The sequence below is a fragment of the Xenorhabdus sp. TS4 genome (assembly GCF_014467265.1).
Classification (GTDB): domain Bacteria; phylum Pseudomonadota; class Gammaproteobacteria; order Enterobacterales; family Enterobacteriaceae; genus Xenorhabdus; species Xenorhabdus ehlersii.
This window is the reverse complement of the sequence record NZ_NKHQ01000054.1, coordinates 28,717-45,326: the sequence shown is the minus strand read 5'-3', so window position 1 is coordinate 45,326 and position 16,610 is coordinate 28,717. Positions and strand designations below refer to the sequence as shown.

Genomic DNA, 16,610 nt, shown 5'->3' with positions numbered 1-16,610 from the left:
TGTTTTAAGTTTTTTATCTGAATTTCAGTATTAGAAAATGACATTAATATATCATAAAAAGTAATATTTTTTTGCTGAAGAAAATATGTCAATTAACATCATGATGGTGAGATTATTTTCTGGTTGGGGAATGAATTGTTTTAAAAGAATTAGGGAGCCGAAGCCCCCTAATTGTGCATGATGAAAAATCAACGAAACTTTATAGCCATTTAGCAACACCACCGTGGCGAGAGCAGGCTCCTTTACGGGATTTACTCTTGCTATAGCTACCATCTTTGCAAAGAGCCGTATTAGCGCTTTTTTTGACTGAGCTATTTCTATTTTTCTTCTTTGATATTTTTGTTTTTTTTGCCTTTTTGGTAACTTTTTTCTCTAATAAATTAGCTTTGTTTTTTGCTGACTTAACATTTTGTTCTATTGCCGTTGCTGTTTTTGAGGCAGCTTCGGCGGCGGTTGATACTGCTGGCGCTGCAAGTGTTGCACTTGAAAACAACACCAGTAATGCTGCAACTGATAACTTCAAGCTTTTCATCATATAGTTCCTCTGATTAGAGTACTGAAACTCGAAATCTACTCTTGCAGTTTGGAGTATAGTTTTGAATGTTATGATTTCAAATTTAACATAGGGAATAAAAAAATAACGCAAATATGGGGTGGCATTGTGAAAAAAGTAACGATCATTACTGGTGGTTCCCGTGGTATCGGTAAGGCCACAGCACTTTGTTTAGCAAAACAAGGGCACCACATCTGCATTGGCTATCGTAATCGCGAAGACAGTGCTTATGAAGTGGTGGATATGATCCGTGCCCTTGGGCAGTCAGCAATTGCGGTTCAGGTGGATATCGCGGATGAAAAGCAAGTGATAGCATTGTTCCAGAGGGTAGAAAAAGAGCTGGGGTATATTTCTGGATTGGTGAACAATGCCGGGATCTTAAAGCCTCAAGCTACCATTGAACAGTTGACGGCAGAGCGGCTAAATGAAATTTTTGCCACTAATATTACGGGGACCTTTCTTTGTGCGCGTGAAGCGGTTAAGAGAATGGCTTTGCGTCACGGTGGGCAAGGTGGAGTCATCATCAATGTTTCATCTGCTGCCGCTCGACTGGGTTCTCCCCATGAATACGTTGATTATGCGGCATCGAAAGGGGCTATTGATACGTTGACAATTGGGTTGGCGCAAGAGGTGGCTGCACAGGGAATCAGGGTAAATGCTGTGCGCCCTGGATTCATCTATACCGGAATGCATGCCGATGGTGGAGAGCCTGAACGCGTTGAAAGAATCAAAGATTCCTTGCCTATGAAACGGGGTGGACAACCGGAAGAAGTTGCTCAGGCCATTGCATGGCTGTTATCTGATGAATCGTCGTATGTTACAGGCAATTTCATTGATTTGGCGGGTGGGAAATAGGTTATAGAGTTCGCAATGCCGTTTAAATAAGGTGGTATTTAATATCAGATAATATAAAAGCCGGAATTCTTTTTAATATTTCTTTCCGGCTAATTAATGGAAGGCTATTTTTGTAGTGACAATTGATTTTAAGCTAATATTTCCATCAATTTAGGTTTTAGAATAATTTTGTCAGGTTGTATTTCAATGTTAATAGGTTGTTCCACTAAATTGCTAATTGTTAGCCAGTCACCGGCAATATAAAGTTCACCATTTTCACGAATATTGTCGATTCCTTGGTATGGATTATTTTCCACTTCATTGATTAAACTGGCTAAATCTGCGTTAGGATCAACAAGAGAAATAATAACGCCATTGGAAAACTGTGAGATATGAAATAATTCATTTGCGGTAAATCCAGCATCGCTGAGTGCACTGCCGTTCAGTATTAATTCAGGGAAGCCAATGTCAGAATAGCGAAATGAAACATGAAGGCTCATTTGTACGTTCCTTGTGTTATGGATATACTGCGATACTCTATCAGCACTTCGCCCGCACTGCACCGCGAATTCATACGTGTTTTTCATCTAAATAGTATTCATTGTTAATAATCGATACCTACCCTAGCGGTTAGTTGGCTAATATGCCATCGGTAATGTTGCTCTTTGCGAAGCAACTCGCAAAAAATGACTGGATATTTATCCATTTTGAAATGCATCTCTGAAGTTAGAACAAAAAATAACGCTGTAAATAATTATGTAATTTTCTGTGTTATCAAAGAGATGAATAAAAGATCTTAGTCTGTGGTTTCTTTGACAGATTATATTTTTTATCCTGTACCTATTTATAAATATTGACATTATATGTCGTGGAAATGCTAAAGAGTTTTAAATAGAAATATTAAAATGAAACGCATTCCAAAATTTTTTCGAATTAAAATGGCAGAAATATCCGTATGATAACCCCAGATTTCCAGTGATCAATTTCTGGCTCAGGCTCTGAGGAATGAATTATAAACAAATAGGTAAGACAACAAAAAGCCCTACCGATATTATCAAGCAGGGCTTTTAATTTCAGTGCACCGAATTCAAGCTTTACACTGAAATGCTTAATTGAATAACACCCAAATTAAGCAGCATTAATACCATACTGGGCACAAACAGAAGCCAGACCGCCAGCATAGCCCTGGCCTACTGCGCGGAATTTCCATTCTGCATTGTGGCGATACAGTTCACCGAACAGCATAGCGGTTTCGGTAGACGCATCTTCAGTCAGGTCATAGCGCGCCACTTCAACTTGTGTGTCATCGTTAACCAGACGGATGAAAGCACCGGAAACTTGACCGAAGCTCTGGCGACGAGCTTGTGCTTCATGGATAGTTACTACAAACACCACTTTTTCTACGTCAGCAGGAACTTGATCCAGTTTGATTTTCAGTGATTCGTCATCGCCATCCCCTTCACCGGTACGGTTGTCGCCAGTGTGCATGATGGAGCCGTCAGATGATTTCAGATTGTTGTAGAAAATGAAATCTGCATCACTACGTACTTTGCCGTTTGCTGCCAGCAGGAAAACTGAGGCATCAAGGTCAAAGTCTTGTCCGTCAGTAGCACGAGCGTCCCAGCCGAGACCGATCAGAACGTTTTTCATGCTTGGCGCTTCTTTGCTCAGAGAAACGTTACCGCCTTTAGAAAGAGATACACCCATTGTTATTTCCTCACTATTATTACGTCGTATTAGTTATCTAGATTTTACGGATTTAGCTTGCATTTTCTTTTTGCGGGAACAGCAGGCTGGCAAGAATACCGGCTGCCAGTACGCCAATCACCACAAATAAGCTACTTGTAGCTGAAATTGAATAGCCGTGGTGGAATATATGTTCAGAAGCATTTAGACCCAGTTTTATGGCAATAAAGAACAGTAAAACGATTACTGCCTTTTCCAAATGCACCAGATACTTTTTCAATGCTTCAAGCACAAAGTAGAGCGTGCGCAGACCCAAGATAGCAAACATCATGGCGCTGTACACAATTAATGGTTCCCGGCTGACTGCAATTACCGCAGGTACAGAGTCAAAGGCAAACATCACGTCAGACAGTTCAACCACTGCCAGACACAGCATGAGTGGCGTAGCATAAAGTGCAGCTTTGCCCGCCCGGCCCACTTTCACATCGGCGTTTTCTGGTTTAGCCAATTCCTGATCCACTTCCTTTTGGTTCAGTACAAAAGCATGGCCGTGCAGTTTCGGCCAGATTGGGAAGAAACGCTTCACCAGACGATAGGCAAGGTGCTGTGAATAGTCTTCGATTTCATCGTCATCATCACCGCTTTTCAGCATCATGACCGCTGTCCAGCCAACGATAACCGCAAATATGATTTCAACCCACGGCCCAAGCGTCAGCAGGCTTGTCCCAATGGCAACGAAAATACCACGGAAGACAATCGCGCCGATAATCCCCCAATACAAGACTCGGTGGCGATAGCGGTCTGGGACGGCGAACCAGGAGAAAATTGCCATGATGACAAACAGGTTATCGACGGAAAGGACTTTTTCCAGTGCATAGCCCGTGACAAACAGACTCGCTGCTTCCGCACCATGATGGACATACAGGAAGCCCGCGAAAACAAAGGCAATTGCGATCCAGAAAATAGACCAAAGAGCGGCACTACGCAGCGAAATTGGTTTATCATGACGATGCATAAAGAGGTCGATAAAGAGTGCACCAACCGACAGAATAATAAATACAGCAACGGTTTCCATCGGAAAACCAATGTGCGTGGATACCATGAAGTAAGCCTCTTAAATTATCTGCGATTACAGTTCGAAATCAGCCGATGCAAAGCCAAGGGCTAAGCAAATTTCACGGGCAGCCTGTTTTTCGTCGTTATCAAAGTCACCATCACTCTTGGCGACTGCAATGCCGACGCGCAAAGCAAGCTGCGCCGCTTCCGGCTGCTGTTTCAGAGCCATAATGAATTTCATGGCTTCACCTTTACCGATGTCAGCATCAAACTCATAGCTGCTGACCAGTTTGTTAAAGAATTCGATAATCTCAGAGGTATCGAACACTTTCAGCTCAGGGGAGTTTTTGATGAACCCGATCATTTTCTGCTTTTCTTCTGAACTGACGCCGTTACTCGCCATGGCAACGTGTGCACATACTGCTACCGTACCTTCCATGAACTTTCTGTTCTTGAAGCGACTAACTTGGGTGGTGAGTTCTTCGCGGCCTGCGTTGAACGCTGATTTGATTTTGTTTAAAAAGGACATCAGTCCCTCCGCTTATTGGTAAAATAGAGAGTTATTTCTTGCCGGATGTCCAGCTAAAGCCCCAGCTAAACGCCCTGTCCATCTCTTTATGCCCGCTGAAGTATTGATTGATGCGTTCTACTTTGATGGCGCCGTTTTCATTGACAAGGCGGGCAATGGCACACATGCCTTTGTGGTTGTTGCCTTCTGTCATCCGCGTTTCAATCGGGGGCTGGTCAGGGACATAAATTGTGACTATACCGTCGGTTTTGTCCCAGCTAGGTACGCCCTTGTAGATAAAGGCGTAGATCAAAACTTCACGGATGTTTTTCCATTCAAACCCATTAACGTGGAGCCATTCACCGTCACGCACTTGACCGGTGCGATCATCCCCCTGTAATTCTACATACGGTTCATAACGGTAATCGCCAAAGCGATTCCCCAATGCCTGTACAACGTCTTTCTCTCCATCTTGCAGTCGAACGAATGCGCCGAGATCCAAATCCACGTTTTTGTTTGCACCGAACATGCCTTGCAATAGGCCTTTTGAGGAGGAGGCATTTTGACTCCAGTTCAGATTGATGCGAATTTCACCGTAGCTGTCGCGTTTGCTAAGGCTGATAGTCGGTTTTTCTTTGGTCAGAGAAACCTTACTCAAATTAACGGTATTTGGTGCTGGCTCATCATCAATAATATCTACGCCAAAATGCTCAGCCAGTGGTTTGAGACCGCCATTAAAGCCTTGGGCAATAAAACGGAATTTCCATTCACCGTTCCGGCGATACAGTTCGCCGAGGATCAAGGCAGCCTCTGGACGGCCTTGTACTTCAACATCCCCCTGCAAAATCACGCTGCTGTTCAGTTCAACCCGAATGGAAAGGTTACGCAGATTGGAAATCGTTTGGTTACCGTCGCAAGTCGCGGTGAACGCGACTTTCTGGACATCCTGGCTCAATGCAGGCAAGTTGACACTGAAGGAGGTATTGATATTACCGCCAGTCAGGCGGATGGTGTTGTCATCATTGACCGGCTGGCCGTAGAACACCATATCTGGATCACTCTTAACTTTGCCATCTACATACAGACGGAAAGCAGAAACGTCAACGGCTGAACCTGATAGAACCCGCACAGTAAGCGCGTGGTTGGGAACAGAGGCGTTGCCCCCAGGTGTCAGATTCATTAGCGCACCACCGTTTCAACGATCTGTGGATACATCGCGTCAATAGTACGTCCAAGACAAGGGACGCCGTGAGCAGTGAAATCCCACTGACCACCGTTGCGGCGCAGGGAAGAGATGATAATGCCAGTGTGGGCACCTTGTTCATTCAACTGATAGCGAGCCAGCTCTTTGCCGTTTTGGTCAACGACGCGACAGAAGGCATTTTCAACGTCATTGAAAGTTTGTCCACGGAAACTGTTAACAGTAAATGCGAGGTATTCGACATTGGTGGGAAGTTTGATTAGATTGACGCGGATAACCTCATCATCTCCATCACCTTCACCAGTCAGGTTGTCGCCAGTGTGTTGTATAGAACCACATTTTGATTTTAGCTGACCAAACCACACTGTATCGATGGCATTGCCAGATTTATCAAGCAGAATGCAGCTCGCATCCAGATCAATTTCATCATTGCCACCGCCGAATAAACTCGCCAGAAAGCCTTTCTTCTTGGTCACAGGGTCCCATCCCAGACCAAAATCCATTTTAGCCAGTGATGCGCTCTGTTTGGCGAGCGAAACTGACTGATTTTTGCTTAACGAAACCATTAATGACACCTCTATTCTGTTCGTCGGTGAATCACGGTAATTTCACGTATTAAAAAATCATAATATGACAAATAGATAGCTTAAATCTGTCATATTATGACTCCCGTAAACAGGTATATCTGAATATTAACTGTATGATAGACAATAGCCTGGTTTCGTTTGGTATGATTTCTTTTCCATGCAGAAAAGTCAAACAAATTTTAATCTAAAGAATCATAATATGATTGACATGTACTTATTTGAGACTCTAGACTGCGACATATATTTCACCAAATTAAAAACAAATGCTGAAAGTTATCCTATTGGTTCAGGCTGAGATTTTTTTGAAAAGGCGTCTCCATGACAATGTTGAGTGACATCGATGTTGATAAAAAACAAACTGATAAAAAACAGGTTTACCAAAAACGGGTTTACCAAAAAAAGTTAAACAGTGGGACATTGACGGTGACGGCATCGCGTGGCACAGCATGTCTGGAAACCCTGTTTGATATTGCTGAACGGCGTAATCCCAAAAGAGCATTCCTGTTTGTCAGTAAAGTCTTGGGACGGCATATTCCGGTCAAGCCATCGATCATGCGTTCGGTTTATCAACAATTATCTGCACGGTTCCCCACTAATATTCCCGGCCCAGTCCTATATATTGGCATGGCAGAAACGGCTGTCGGGCTAGCAGCAGGCGTATTTCAGGAAACGAAACACAAAGTCGATAAGCCAGTATTTCTGACTTCGACACGCCATCCGGTTGATGGAGATTTATTGTGTGAGTTTAAGGAAAATCACAGCCATGCTACGGATCATCTGATTTATTGGCCAGCAGAAAACCGTCTGCGCCAACGGGTGATAAATGCCCGAACTTTGGTTCTGATTGATGATGAAGCAACCACGGGTAACACGTTCCTTAATTTGCTGGATGCACTGCGTCATGCAGGGCTTGGGCATATTGAACATATTGTCACCGTGACATTGACGGATTGGAGTGGGAAGTCGGTTGTGAAACGCAGCCCATTGCCGGTTTCTGAGGTTTCTCTGGTTGAAGGGAATTGGCAGTGGGAAGCAGATATCTCTGCCCCAGTGCCGGTGATGCCTCAGGTCAATGTTACGGCTCGGGGAAAAATCAACATCATAGGTCAACAGAGCTGGGGGCGGTTGGGATTGGATGAAATCCAGTGTGATATTGGTGCAGCAATCAATGCCAAAGTAGGCGAAAATGTATTGGTATTGGGTTCCAGTGAATTTGTCTGGCAGCCATTTCTGCTTGCTGAACGGCTTGAGCAGGAAGGGGCATCGGTGGTATTTGGCTCGACAACCCGCTCTCCAATTTCTTGCGGTCATGCCATCCAATCTGTCATGGCTTTTATGGATAATTATGGGCTTGGCATCCCGAATTTTATCTATAATGTTGCGCACCAGAAATTTGATCGGATATTGCTTTGTCTTGAAACCCCAAAAATGTCCGCTGATCCGGCGTTGATGGTGCAGCTTGCCCATATTTCTCCAGTTGTTGAGATCGTTGGATATGATTAAGCCTGTATTTTTGACTGATCTTGATGACACATTATTTCAATCTCGTCGGAAGCTGAAAGAAATATCTTTTCGTGTGGGTGCATTGGATCGAAAATGTTTTCCCCACAGCTATATGACGGAAAAACAATCCATGTTGGTTGATTGGTTGTTGGCTCATGCAGAGGTTATTCCAGTCACCGCCAGAAATACAGAACAGCTAAGCCGCGTGCAGATCCCTTTCAGTTCCTGGCGTATTGTTTCGCACGGTGCGGTGATCCTCACATCAGAAGGTTCTGTTGATGAGCTTTGGCAATCGTGCATGTTGTCAGAATTGTTGTCATATCGGGATAGATTGTGTGAGTTGGAACGTCTGAGCCAGCGTTTGATGACATCTTATGGTATAGATGCCTGGGTACGCATTGACTATGAGTACGGAGATGTACCTGTTTTCTTGATCATCAAGCACCGCAATCACGATAGGTTGAATGAGCTTAATATACTGGCTGAAACTTTGGCTCAAGAAAGTCATTTCCATCAAGACTTTTATTTTCATCAAAACAATAACAATCTTACTGTGTTGCCAAAGTGTGTTGACAAGGGATTGGCAACTCATCACCTTTTGCAAAGGCTTCGTGCTGAGAGAGGCGTTTTCCCGGTTATTGGTCTGGGAGATAGTCTGAGCGATCACCGGTTTATGCAATTGTGTGATTGGTTTGGTATGCCTCAGCAAAGCCAGTTTGCTGGCACATTAATGACTGCCTTATTTGGAGCTGTAAATAATGAATAGCTTTCCCCCTTTCTCTGGGAGTTATGCTTCTGATGATGTTCAATTCCTGCTAAAACCCGTTCAGATTGAGATGACGCCTGTGGATATTAAGGAGCAGTTGATCCAGTCTGGCGCCCGCCATTATTCGGATATGTTAAGCCAGGAGCCAGAACCCACGTCTTATCACCTTGAACTGTTTGATAAAGCGCTTGGACAAGGGGCTGTTCGGTTGGCAGCGGAAGTTGTGATGCTCGCCAAAGCTCTGGTATCCCGCTTTGGTGATACGCCGATTGTATTGGTCAGCTTGGTCAGGGCTGGTGTTCCTTTGGGGGTGATGTTGCATCAAACGCTCAGGGAAATGGGCAAGCTTTCTTATCATTATGGCGTCAGCATTATTCGGGATCGTGGTATTGATAATACAGCGCTATCGTATATTGAGCAGAAACATGGAACGGATGGCGTGGTATTTGTTGATGGCTGGACAGGCAAAGGCGCGATTACCACAGAACTGTCGCGATCTTTGGCGGAGCGGAATGGTTATTCAGGTATTCCACGTCTGGTGGTATTAGCTGATCCTTGTGGCTGTTCGTGGCTGGCAGCCAGCGATGATGATTGGTTGATTCCTTTCGGTATTATGGGAGCGCCGGTATCGGGATTGATATCACGTTCAATCTGGCATGAAGAAGGGTTGCACGGTTGCGTGCAGTGTGATCACCTGCTCAAGTTTGAATGCAGCCGCTTATTGGTGGATACTGTCGCTGATTGTCGTAATCGATTGGATTGGGCTGCTATCCCAGAAGCGGTTTGGTTGCCGCAGGAAAAAACACTTTTGCAGCAATTGAGCAAAACGGTGATTTCTAATCTTGCTGAAAAATACCAGATTGACAGTATTAACCGTATTAAACCTGGTATTGCAGAAGCAACTCGTGCAGTATTACGACGTGTGCCAGAACATGTACTCGTACGTTCCCAGGATGATCCTGATGTTGGCCTGTTGGTTCATTTTGCTCGTCAGAAAGATGTTGTTATTACGGAAGTCGGTGATCTAATCGGTCAATATCGTGCTGTAACTATCATTAAGAAGGTAGCGTGATGAAACCAATCCCTTCTCCGCATCGACTCGGCGCAACTCTGTATATGCCAGCCACCCGCCAAGACATTGCAGAAATTGTGTTACAGAATAAGCTCCCCGATCTGCGCTCGCTGGTTATTTGTCTGGAAGATGCCGTCAGTGAGCAGGATATTCCCATTGCCCTCGAAAATCTCCGGGAGGTTATGCAAACATTGGCAGCAGCAGATATCTCTTCTTCCAATATCGACCGCCATCGTCCTCTGATTTTTATCCGTCCGCGTGATGAAAAGATGGCGAATTATCTGGTTGCTAATGTGGATCTCAGTGCCATTGATGGGCTGGTTTTGCCCAAATTTACCCATGCTTCGTTGTCTGGCTGGTGGGATGTGATTAATTCAACCCATCTGTGCATTATGCCAACATTGGAGAGTGAAGAGGTGTTTGATGTTCGGAAAATGAACCAGCTTGCGGACATTCTCAAAAAACACCCTTGCAAAGATCGCATTATTGCTTTGCGTATTGGTGGTAATGATCTGATGAATGTCATGTCTCTGCGGCGCTCCCGTAATTTCACTCTGTATGATGGGCCGATGGGATACGTTATTAAGATGTTGGTTGCCGTTTTTGTTGCGCGGGGATTTGCCTTGACTGCACCAGTTTGTGAACATATTGATGATTTGAGATTACTTGAAAAAGAGCTGGAATTGGATATTGCTCACGGTTTGGTGGGAAAAACGGCCATACACCCAAGACAGATTACATGCATCCAGAGAGCGCTGATGGTTAGTGCTCATGATCATGCTGAGGCGCTGACCATTCTTAATTCCAGTAAAGCTGTTTTCAAATCGCAGGGAATGATGTGTGAACCTGCCACCCATCAACGCTGGGCAGTGAATATTCTCGAACGAGCAGAGCATTATGGTATAGAACCTGAGGCAGCGTAGGATCTTAAACGGACGAAAATATTGCTAAGGCTTTTCATTCGTTTTGATATTGATTTACCTGTGATAGTAGTTATGCTGAAAGTTATGTTGTAGTTAACAGTAGAGGGCTTGGGGTTTGTTATCCCTGACTTGGTAATAAAAAATGCTACTTAGTTCCAAACAATTTAGAAATTTCAAATTAACCTTATTACTTTCACATGGTAAACCGGTTAGTAAGGTTAGGATCATTAGGGAACTGAATTGTTCGGAGCCAACGTTAACACGTGCATTGCGGGAATTGAGAGATCTTTACTGTGCAGATATCCAGTTTAGCAAAATGGGAAATACTTATCAGTTAGTTGATAAGGGAATTCTGACTAAGAAAGATGTAAGGAGGATTGAAGAACTCCTTACTCAGCATCTTAGTTTTAAATCCGAAGAAGCCACCAGCCATGTTTTTCTTGATAAAGAGAAAAAAAAGCCGGTTTCCCTTTCTCTGAGGATGTCTGTTATCAGAAAAATTGATAGTTTGGCTAATCACTTGGAGACAACCAGAAGTGATGTCGTTGAAATGGTCGTGGATAAGTTTATTGAAAAATTGTTAAAAGAGGCCGTGAAAGGAAGTTCATCAAAGCGAAGGATCCCGTAATGCCAGCCGATTGGGTTCAACTGGCATCAGGGCGATGATTGTTGGTCTGCTTGTTCGCTTACTGATTGATCGTTTAGTGATTGTGGCGCGTAAGTTTATCCAGATATCCCATCACAAATGCGGACAAAACAAAGGTGAGGTGGATAATGACATACCACATAAGTTTATTGTCCGGCACATTCTTGGCATCCATAAAGACGCGCAGCAAGTGAATGGAGGAAATGGCAACAATTGAGGCTGCAACTTTATTTTTGAGTGAGGTCGCATCCATTTTCCCCAACCAACTTAATTTCTCTTTGCTTTCGTGAATATCCAGGCTTGAAACAAAGTTTTCATAGCCAGAAAACATCACCATTACCAGCAATCCTCCAACCAGAGCCATATCAATCAGGGAAAGCAGCGTCAGGATTAAGTCGGATTCTGTAATGTAAAGAAGATTCGGCAGGATATGCATGATTTCCAGAAAAAATTTAACTGCAAGGGCAAATAATGCCAATGATAAACCGAAATAAACCGGTGCAAGTAGCCAGCGAGAGGCATACATTGTGTTTTCGAGAAAGCGTTCCATTGTGTTTTTTATGTGTTACAAAAGGGGCGATAGTATAGATCAAGAGTGTGAAAGCTATGAAATACATATCACAGCTAAGTGTTCAATGATGAACTATACATAGGCAGGCACTGTATGATGCAGGCTTGTTATAATAGCGAGCCTGCATCTATCCTGTTACTTACCAACCCAAGGTTGCTCCACCATCAACAACAATATCCTGCAAGGTAATATGACTGGCGAGATCTGAGGCAAGAAAAAGAATTGTGTTTGCAATTTCTTCCGGTAGGGCAATTTTTTTCAAAGGAATACCTAACTTAAATTGGTCAGGAAAACCATTAATGATATTTTGCCTGATAGCATCGCTTTGCCACATATCATTTTGCCACATATTGCGTAGCATAGGCGTATCCGTTGAACCAGGAGAAACCAGATTACAACGTACACCGTAGGGAGCCAATTCAAGCCCAACACTTTGGCACAGGCTGCGCATTGCAGCCTTAGAAGCGCCATAAGCTGACATTTCAACTCGTGGAACATGAGCAGCGTTAGAGCAAACAGAAACGATGTTTCCACTGCGTTGTCGTTGAAATTGTGGAATTACGGCTTGAAAGAGGTTAAAAGCGCCACCAGCATTGACATTGAAACATTGTTGCCAATCTTCCCAACTCAGGTTTTCTGTTAGTCCTGTTCGCAGGATACCAGCACCATTGATCAATACATCCAGATGAGGCTCTGCCGTGAGTAATTCATGGCAAAGCTGACTTACGGCTATATGGTCACTGATATCTAACTTATAAGCAGTAAAAGGAAGGGCAGAATCAGGAAATACCAGATCTAATCCGATGACTTTCGCTCCGGCCTGACTGAATCGGCTGGCAATGTGATAACCAATACCACTTCCGGCTCCTGTCACCCAAACATGTTTATTGCTGAAATCAAAAGCTATGTTCATAGTTTGGAGCCTGAGCTAGCAGTCAGCAAATTGAGCCAATTTGCCAACGTTGGGGTTTTCATTAGTGAGATAAAATCAACATTATGGTTTTCATAGCGCCAGCGTGCTGCCAGTGACATTATTTTTACCGAGTCGAGACCGTAATCCAGCATGTTTTCATGATCATCAATATCACCACAGTCATCATCCAATAAAGGTAAAATTTCAGCTCGGAGACGTTCGCGAGTCCATTCAGGTTGCGGAGATATTTCATTGAGTAGTGTTTCTGTCGTTAGTACACGACCACAGCGGCCAGCAATATAATGCAATGCCATGATGTGCTCGTCGTGGCTGAAATCTGCCAGTGCATCAGCGACAAAAAAAGGTTGGATATCACGCATAAAAGCATCTATAGCCGTTATCATGCAACCAATATGAGCATAAATACCGCAGATAATTAATTGATCACGCCCCATGCCTTTCAATTGTTGTTCCAAATCTGAACGCTGAAAGGCACTGTAACGCCATTTTATTAATACGGTGTCATCGCTTTCGGGCGTCAGTGCGTTAGTGATGCTTTGTTGCTCAGGATACAGATTTATCCCCGCGCCCCACATATCATTTAGCAAACCACGGTTTGCATCATCCTGATGTTCAGGTTGGGCGGTGTAAAAGACGGGTATTCCCTGCTTCTTACACATTGTTTTTAGATGCAAAATATTGTTGATAACCTGCTTCACCAGCAGACTGTCAGTCTGCCAGAAATTGAGGAAATAATTTTGCATATCATGGATGAGTAGTGCGGCACGCTTGTTATCAAGCGGCCAATTCACTTTATTAGTTGGTAATTCTTGAGATGTGGGAAGAAGGTAGTCACTCAGTGTTGGAATACTCATTTTGTCCCTCTGTGATACGTTAAGGTGCAGCATGGATTAATGTGCTGTATGCAATGTGACGTAATTTCTGTTTATCGATTTTTCCGACAGGTGTCATGGGAAGGGATTGAACGTTTTCAAAGCGGTCGGGAAGTTTGTAATCAGCGATACCTTGCTCGCGTAAAAAGCGACGTAATATGGCTGATTTTACCGCTTCACGGGTAACGACATAGGCGCAACTCTTTTCTCCCATGATTGAATCAGGGATGGCGATCAAGGCTGCATGGATCACGAGTGGATGGCGTAACAGTAAATTTTCAATTTCCTCTGCTGCAATTTTTTCACCACCACGGTTAATTTGATCTTTTTCTCTACCCACAACTTTTAGATAGCCTTTCTCTGTCTGAATGACTAAATCACCCGAACAGTAAAAACCGTTTTCATCAAATACTTGATTGTTATATTGAGGACTTTGGTAGTATCCACGGAACGTATAAGGCCCACGTGTCATCAGCAGACCGGGAACCCCATAAGGTAGCGGGTTACCCTGGCTGTCGGAGATCCACACTTCATCATCATCACTAATCGGGCGACCTTGAGTAGTGAAAATAGTTTGTTCGTCATCATCCAGGCGTGTGTAGTTAACTAACCCTTCGGCCATACCAAATACCTGTTGCAGTTGACAACCTAATTCTGAAGGTATCCTTCGTGCCAGCGATTCACTCAGGCGGGCACCACCTACTTGCAATAACTCCAGACTTTCCAGTGGTGATTTATCCCCTGTCAGTGCAATAGCTTCCAGCCATAGGCTTACCGCAGGAGGAACTAAAGCAGCAACGTTAATCCGATATTGTTCAATCAACGGGAAACAGCTTGATGTACTGGGATCATTGGCCATAATCACTTGGCCTCCAGCATAAAAAACGCCTAATGCGCCTGGTGAACTCATTGGATAATTATGTGCGGCAGGAAGGGCACATAAATAGCGTGTTTGAGGATTGAAATGGCAGATATCAACACTGGCTCGAATGCTGTAGTAGTAATCATTGTGAGTTCGGGGGATCAGTTTTGGGATACCTGTACTCCCTCCCGATAGTTGGAAAAAAGCCACTTCATCTGCTGGAGTGGGCGTCGCGATAAAATTGTTTTCTTTTTCATTAATCAATGTTGTTAGGTCTATCGGGCTGTCGTTATCTCCCCGCAGAAATATATGTGTCAGTGAAGAGTAATGTGTATGCAGTTCGTGAATAAATACATTGTCAGAAAAGAGTGAATGGCTACGGTCTGCAATCAATAGTGATGGTTTAATTTGCTCGGCATAAGATAAGAGTTCACTACGCTGATGGCTGAATAGAGCATTGACGGGAACCACACCTAAACGCAGCAGAGCAAAAAAGGTGATATAAAATTCTGCAATATTACCTAATTGCACCAATGCGGTTTGTCCATGCTGAACACCACAGCGCTTGAGGGAAGCGGCCAGATTATCCACGAGTTGATTGAGTTGGCGATAAGTATATTGTTGATATGAGCAAATCAGAGCAGTATCTTCGTTGTCAGCATGACGCCTGAGTATGTCGCAAAGGGGAAGGTCAAGCCAATAGCCGCGCTGGCGATAGCGTTGTGATAATGTTTCAGGCCAGCGATTAAACTCAATACTCATAACACACTTTCCTTACTGTCAGATAATCCCAGAGCTTGTAGCATGGTGCCAAGTTTCACCCCTGTTTCTTGCCATTCAGCATGGGGTTGTGAGTCAGCTACGATGCCTGCTCCTGCAAAGAGTCGAATATGGTTTTCGAATAATTCACCACAACGAATGGTAACAACCCATTCACCATTGCCCTTGGTATCACACCAACCGACAATCCCGCCAAAATAGTTGCGCTCGAAGGGTTCGAGCTGAGCGATAAGTTCGTAGGCTCGTTCTCTTGGTGTTCCACAAAGTGCCGGAGTCGGATGGAGTAAGCCAGCAAGGGAGAGAACGTTAGTGTGTTTATTACGCAATTCGCTGCGTATTTCTGTCGCGAGGTGCCAAAGTAAAGGGGTGCTGAATATTGAAGGAGAGTCTGGGATCATCAATTCAGTACAATGTTCAGTGAGTGCGGTTCGGATCGCATCAATTACTAATTGATGCTCATGGTGATCTTTAGCTGAATGTAGCAGTGATTGGCGCAACGCATTATCTTCCAGGATATTGTGACTTCTGCGTGACGAACCTGCCAGTGGTTGAGAAATAAGGGTATTGCCCTGTTTACGTAGTAGAAGTTCTGGACTAGCACCAATTAATGTGCTGTTTTCTAGTGGAATATGAAAGTTGTAGCTATAAGGGTTTTGGGCATTAAGTTGCATAAAAAGCTGGATAGAGTCAGGTTTCCGATCAAATTCAATATCCAGTAGACGCGAAAGGACGGCCTTATCAAGCAAGCCATGATGTATGGCGTCAACAGCTTGCAAGACCATCTGACAAAATTCTTCTTTTTTCGGCCATAAATGCCATTGCTTTATTTGCAACGGTGGCATAGAAGATCGAGTGGAAAAATGTGCGGTTTCCCGTTCCAGCCAACGGTATTCATAAGGTATGTAGAGGGCGGAAGGTTGGCGTTTATCAAAAGGGATTGCCCCGACTGCAATAGGATTTTTAATTCCGGCTTGTTCAGCTTGAAGGAATAATTGAGATAGATGGTCACTTAATAGGTTATCAATATCACCATAATGATTGGCGGGAGTTGTTACTTTGGCAAAACGTCCTCGTGCATGTAGGCTCTTATTTGAAGATAGGAACACAAAATCATCACAACTAAAATCCAATAATTCGGATGTGTGATATTCAGTCGTTAACTTAAGCACGATATTTCCCTGTTACTATTTAATAAAAAAGTCATTTAATACGTATTAATGTTGATAGACGCAATTCACAGTGGCAAAAAGCTTTTG

General features: G+C 43.8%; 18 protein-coding genes. 6 read left to right on the top strand and 12 right to left on the bottom strand.

Annotated features, from left to right (window positions below):
• Positions 1-199: 199 nt before the first annotated feature.
• Positions 200-535, bottom strand: coding sequence for a DUF3761 domain-containing protein (locus Xets_RS13380; protein WP_244208648.1), 336 nt, complete (start codon positions 533-535; stop codon positions 200-202).
• A 126-nt stretch (positions 536-661) separates the two neighbouring features.
• Here Xets_RS13380 and Xets_RS13375 point away from each other — a divergent pair, with 126 nt between their 5' ends.
• Positions 662-1,408 (top strand): SDR family oxidoreductase, encoded by a 747-nt coding sequence (locus Xets_RS13375; protein WP_187651854.1) that lies wholly within the window; start codon positions 662-664, stop codon positions 1,406-1,408.
• Positions 1,409-1,536: 128 nt separating this feature from the next.
• On the opposite strand, the gene Xets_RS13370 is transcribed toward Xets_RS13375, so the two are convergent.
• The 6 genes from Xets_RS13370 to Xets_RS13345 form a co-directional block, all read right to left on the bottom strand.
• Positions 1,537-1,887 carry a SymE family type I addiction module toxin gene (locus Xets_RS13370; RefSeq protein ID WP_099130743.1) on the bottom strand — a complete coding sequence of 117 codons (351 nt, stop codon included), beginning with the start codon at positions 1,885-1,887 and terminating at the stop codon, positions 1,537-1,539.
• Between the two features lie 628 nt (positions 1,888-2,515).
• Positions 2,516-3,094, bottom strand: coding sequence for a TerD family protein (locus Xets_RS13365; RefSeq protein ID WP_099130742.1), 579 nt, complete (start codon positions 3,092-3,094; stop codon positions 2,516-2,518).
• 52 nt (positions 3,095-3,146) lie between these two features.
• A complete protein-coding gene (locus Xets_RS13360; RefSeq protein WP_099130741.1) occupies positions 3,147-4,175 on the bottom strand; it encodes a TerC/Alx family metal homeostasis membrane protein in 1,029 nt (342 codons plus the stop codon).
• A 27-nt stretch (positions 4,176-4,202) separates the two neighbouring features.
• Positions 4,203-4,658 carry a tellurite resistance TerB family protein gene (locus Xets_RS13355; RefSeq protein ID WP_099130740.1) on the bottom strand — a complete coding sequence of 152 codons (456 nt, stop codon included), beginning with the start codon at positions 4,656-4,658 and terminating at the stop codon, positions 4,203-4,205.
• A 31-nt stretch (positions 4,659-4,689) separates the two neighbouring features.
• On the bottom strand, positions 4,690-5,817 hold the full coding sequence (locus tag Xets_RS13350; RefSeq protein WP_099130739.1) for a TerD family protein: 1,128 nt from the start codon (positions 5,815-5,817) through the stop codon (positions 4,690-4,692).
• Positions 5,817-6,404 (bottom strand): TerD family protein, encoded by a 588-nt coding sequence (locus tag Xets_RS13345; protein WP_099130738.1) that lies wholly within the window; start codon positions 6,402-6,404, stop codon positions 5,817-5,819. Before Xets_RS13345 ends, Xets_RS13350 begins: the two co-directional genes overlap by 1 nt.
• Positions 6,405-6,749: 345 nt before the next feature.
• On the opposite strand from Xets_RS13345, the gene Xets_RS13340 reads away from it, so the two are divergent.
• The 5 genes from Xets_RS13340 to Xets_RS13320 all read left to right on the top strand — a co-directional run bounded on the left by Xets_RS13340 (position 6,750) and on the right by Xets_RS13320 (position 11,317).
• A complete protein-coding gene (locus tag Xets_RS13340) occupies positions 6,750-7,928 on the top strand; it encodes a phosphoribosyltransferase domain-containing protein (protein WP_099130954.1) in 1,179 nt (392 codons plus the stop codon).
• Positions 7,921-8,694, top strand: coding sequence for a hypothetical protein (locus tag Xets_RS13335; RefSeq protein WP_099130737.1), 774 nt, complete (start codon positions 7,921-7,923; stop codon positions 8,692-8,694). The genes Xets_RS13340 and Xets_RS13335 overlap by 8 nt, the downstream gene beginning before the upstream one ends.
• Complete coding sequence (locus tag Xets_RS13330; protein WP_099130736.1) at positions 8,687-9,766, top strand: cysteine protease StiP family protein; 1,080 nt, start codon at positions 8,687-8,689, stop codon at positions 9,764-9,766. The genes Xets_RS13335 and Xets_RS13330 overlap by 8 nt, the downstream gene beginning before the upstream one ends.
• Positions 9,766-10,689 carry an HpcH/HpaI aldolase/citrate lyase family protein gene (locus tag Xets_RS13325; protein WP_187651862.1) on the top strand — a complete coding sequence of 308 codons (924 nt, stop codon included), beginning with the start codon at positions 9,766-9,768 and terminating at the stop codon, positions 10,687-10,689. Before Xets_RS13330 ends, Xets_RS13325 begins: the two co-directional genes overlap by 1 nt.
• A 142-nt stretch (positions 10,690-10,831) precedes the next feature.
• On the top strand, positions 10,832-11,317 hold the full coding sequence (locus Xets_RS13320) for a tellurium resistance protein TerW (protein WP_099130734.1): 486 nt from the start codon (positions 10,832-10,834) through the stop codon (positions 11,315-11,317).
• A 73-nt stretch (positions 11,318-11,390) separates the two neighbouring features.
• On the opposite strand, the gene Xets_RS13315 is transcribed toward Xets_RS13320, so the two are convergent.
• From Xets_RS13315 to Xets_RS13295, 5 genes are all read right to left on the bottom strand, one after another.
• On the bottom strand, positions 11,391-11,885 hold the full coding sequence (locus Xets_RS13315) for a TIGR00645 family protein (protein ID WP_099117792.1): 495 nt from the start codon (positions 11,883-11,885) through the stop codon (positions 11,391-11,393).
• A 160-nt stretch (positions 11,886-12,045) separates the two neighbouring features.
• A complete protein-coding gene (gene dhbA, locus Xets_RS13310) occupies positions 12,046-12,819 on the bottom strand; it encodes a 2,3-dihydro-2,3-dihydroxybenzoate dehydrogenase (protein ID WP_099130733.1) in 774 nt (257 codons plus the stop codon).
• Positions 12,816-13,694 (bottom strand): isochorismatase family protein, encoded by an 879-nt coding sequence (locus Xets_RS13305; RefSeq protein ID WP_099130732.1) that lies wholly within the window; start codon positions 13,692-13,694, stop codon positions 12,816-12,818. Before Xets_RS13305 ends, dhbA begins: the two co-directional genes overlap by 4 nt.
• A 19-nt stretch (positions 13,695-13,713) precedes the next feature.
• Positions 13,714-15,336 (bottom strand): (2,3-dihydroxybenzoyl)adenylate synthase, encoded by a 1,623-nt coding sequence (locus tag Xets_RS13300; RefSeq protein ID WP_099130731.1) that lies wholly within the window; start codon positions 15,334-15,336, stop codon positions 13,714-13,716.
• Entirely contained in the window at positions 15,333-16,523 is a 1,191-nt protein-coding gene (locus Xets_RS13295; protein WP_187651853.1) for an isochorismate synthase, read from the bottom strand. The genes Xets_RS13300 and Xets_RS13295 overlap by 4 nt, the downstream gene beginning before the upstream one ends.
• Positions 16,524-16,610 lie beyond the last annotated feature (87 nt).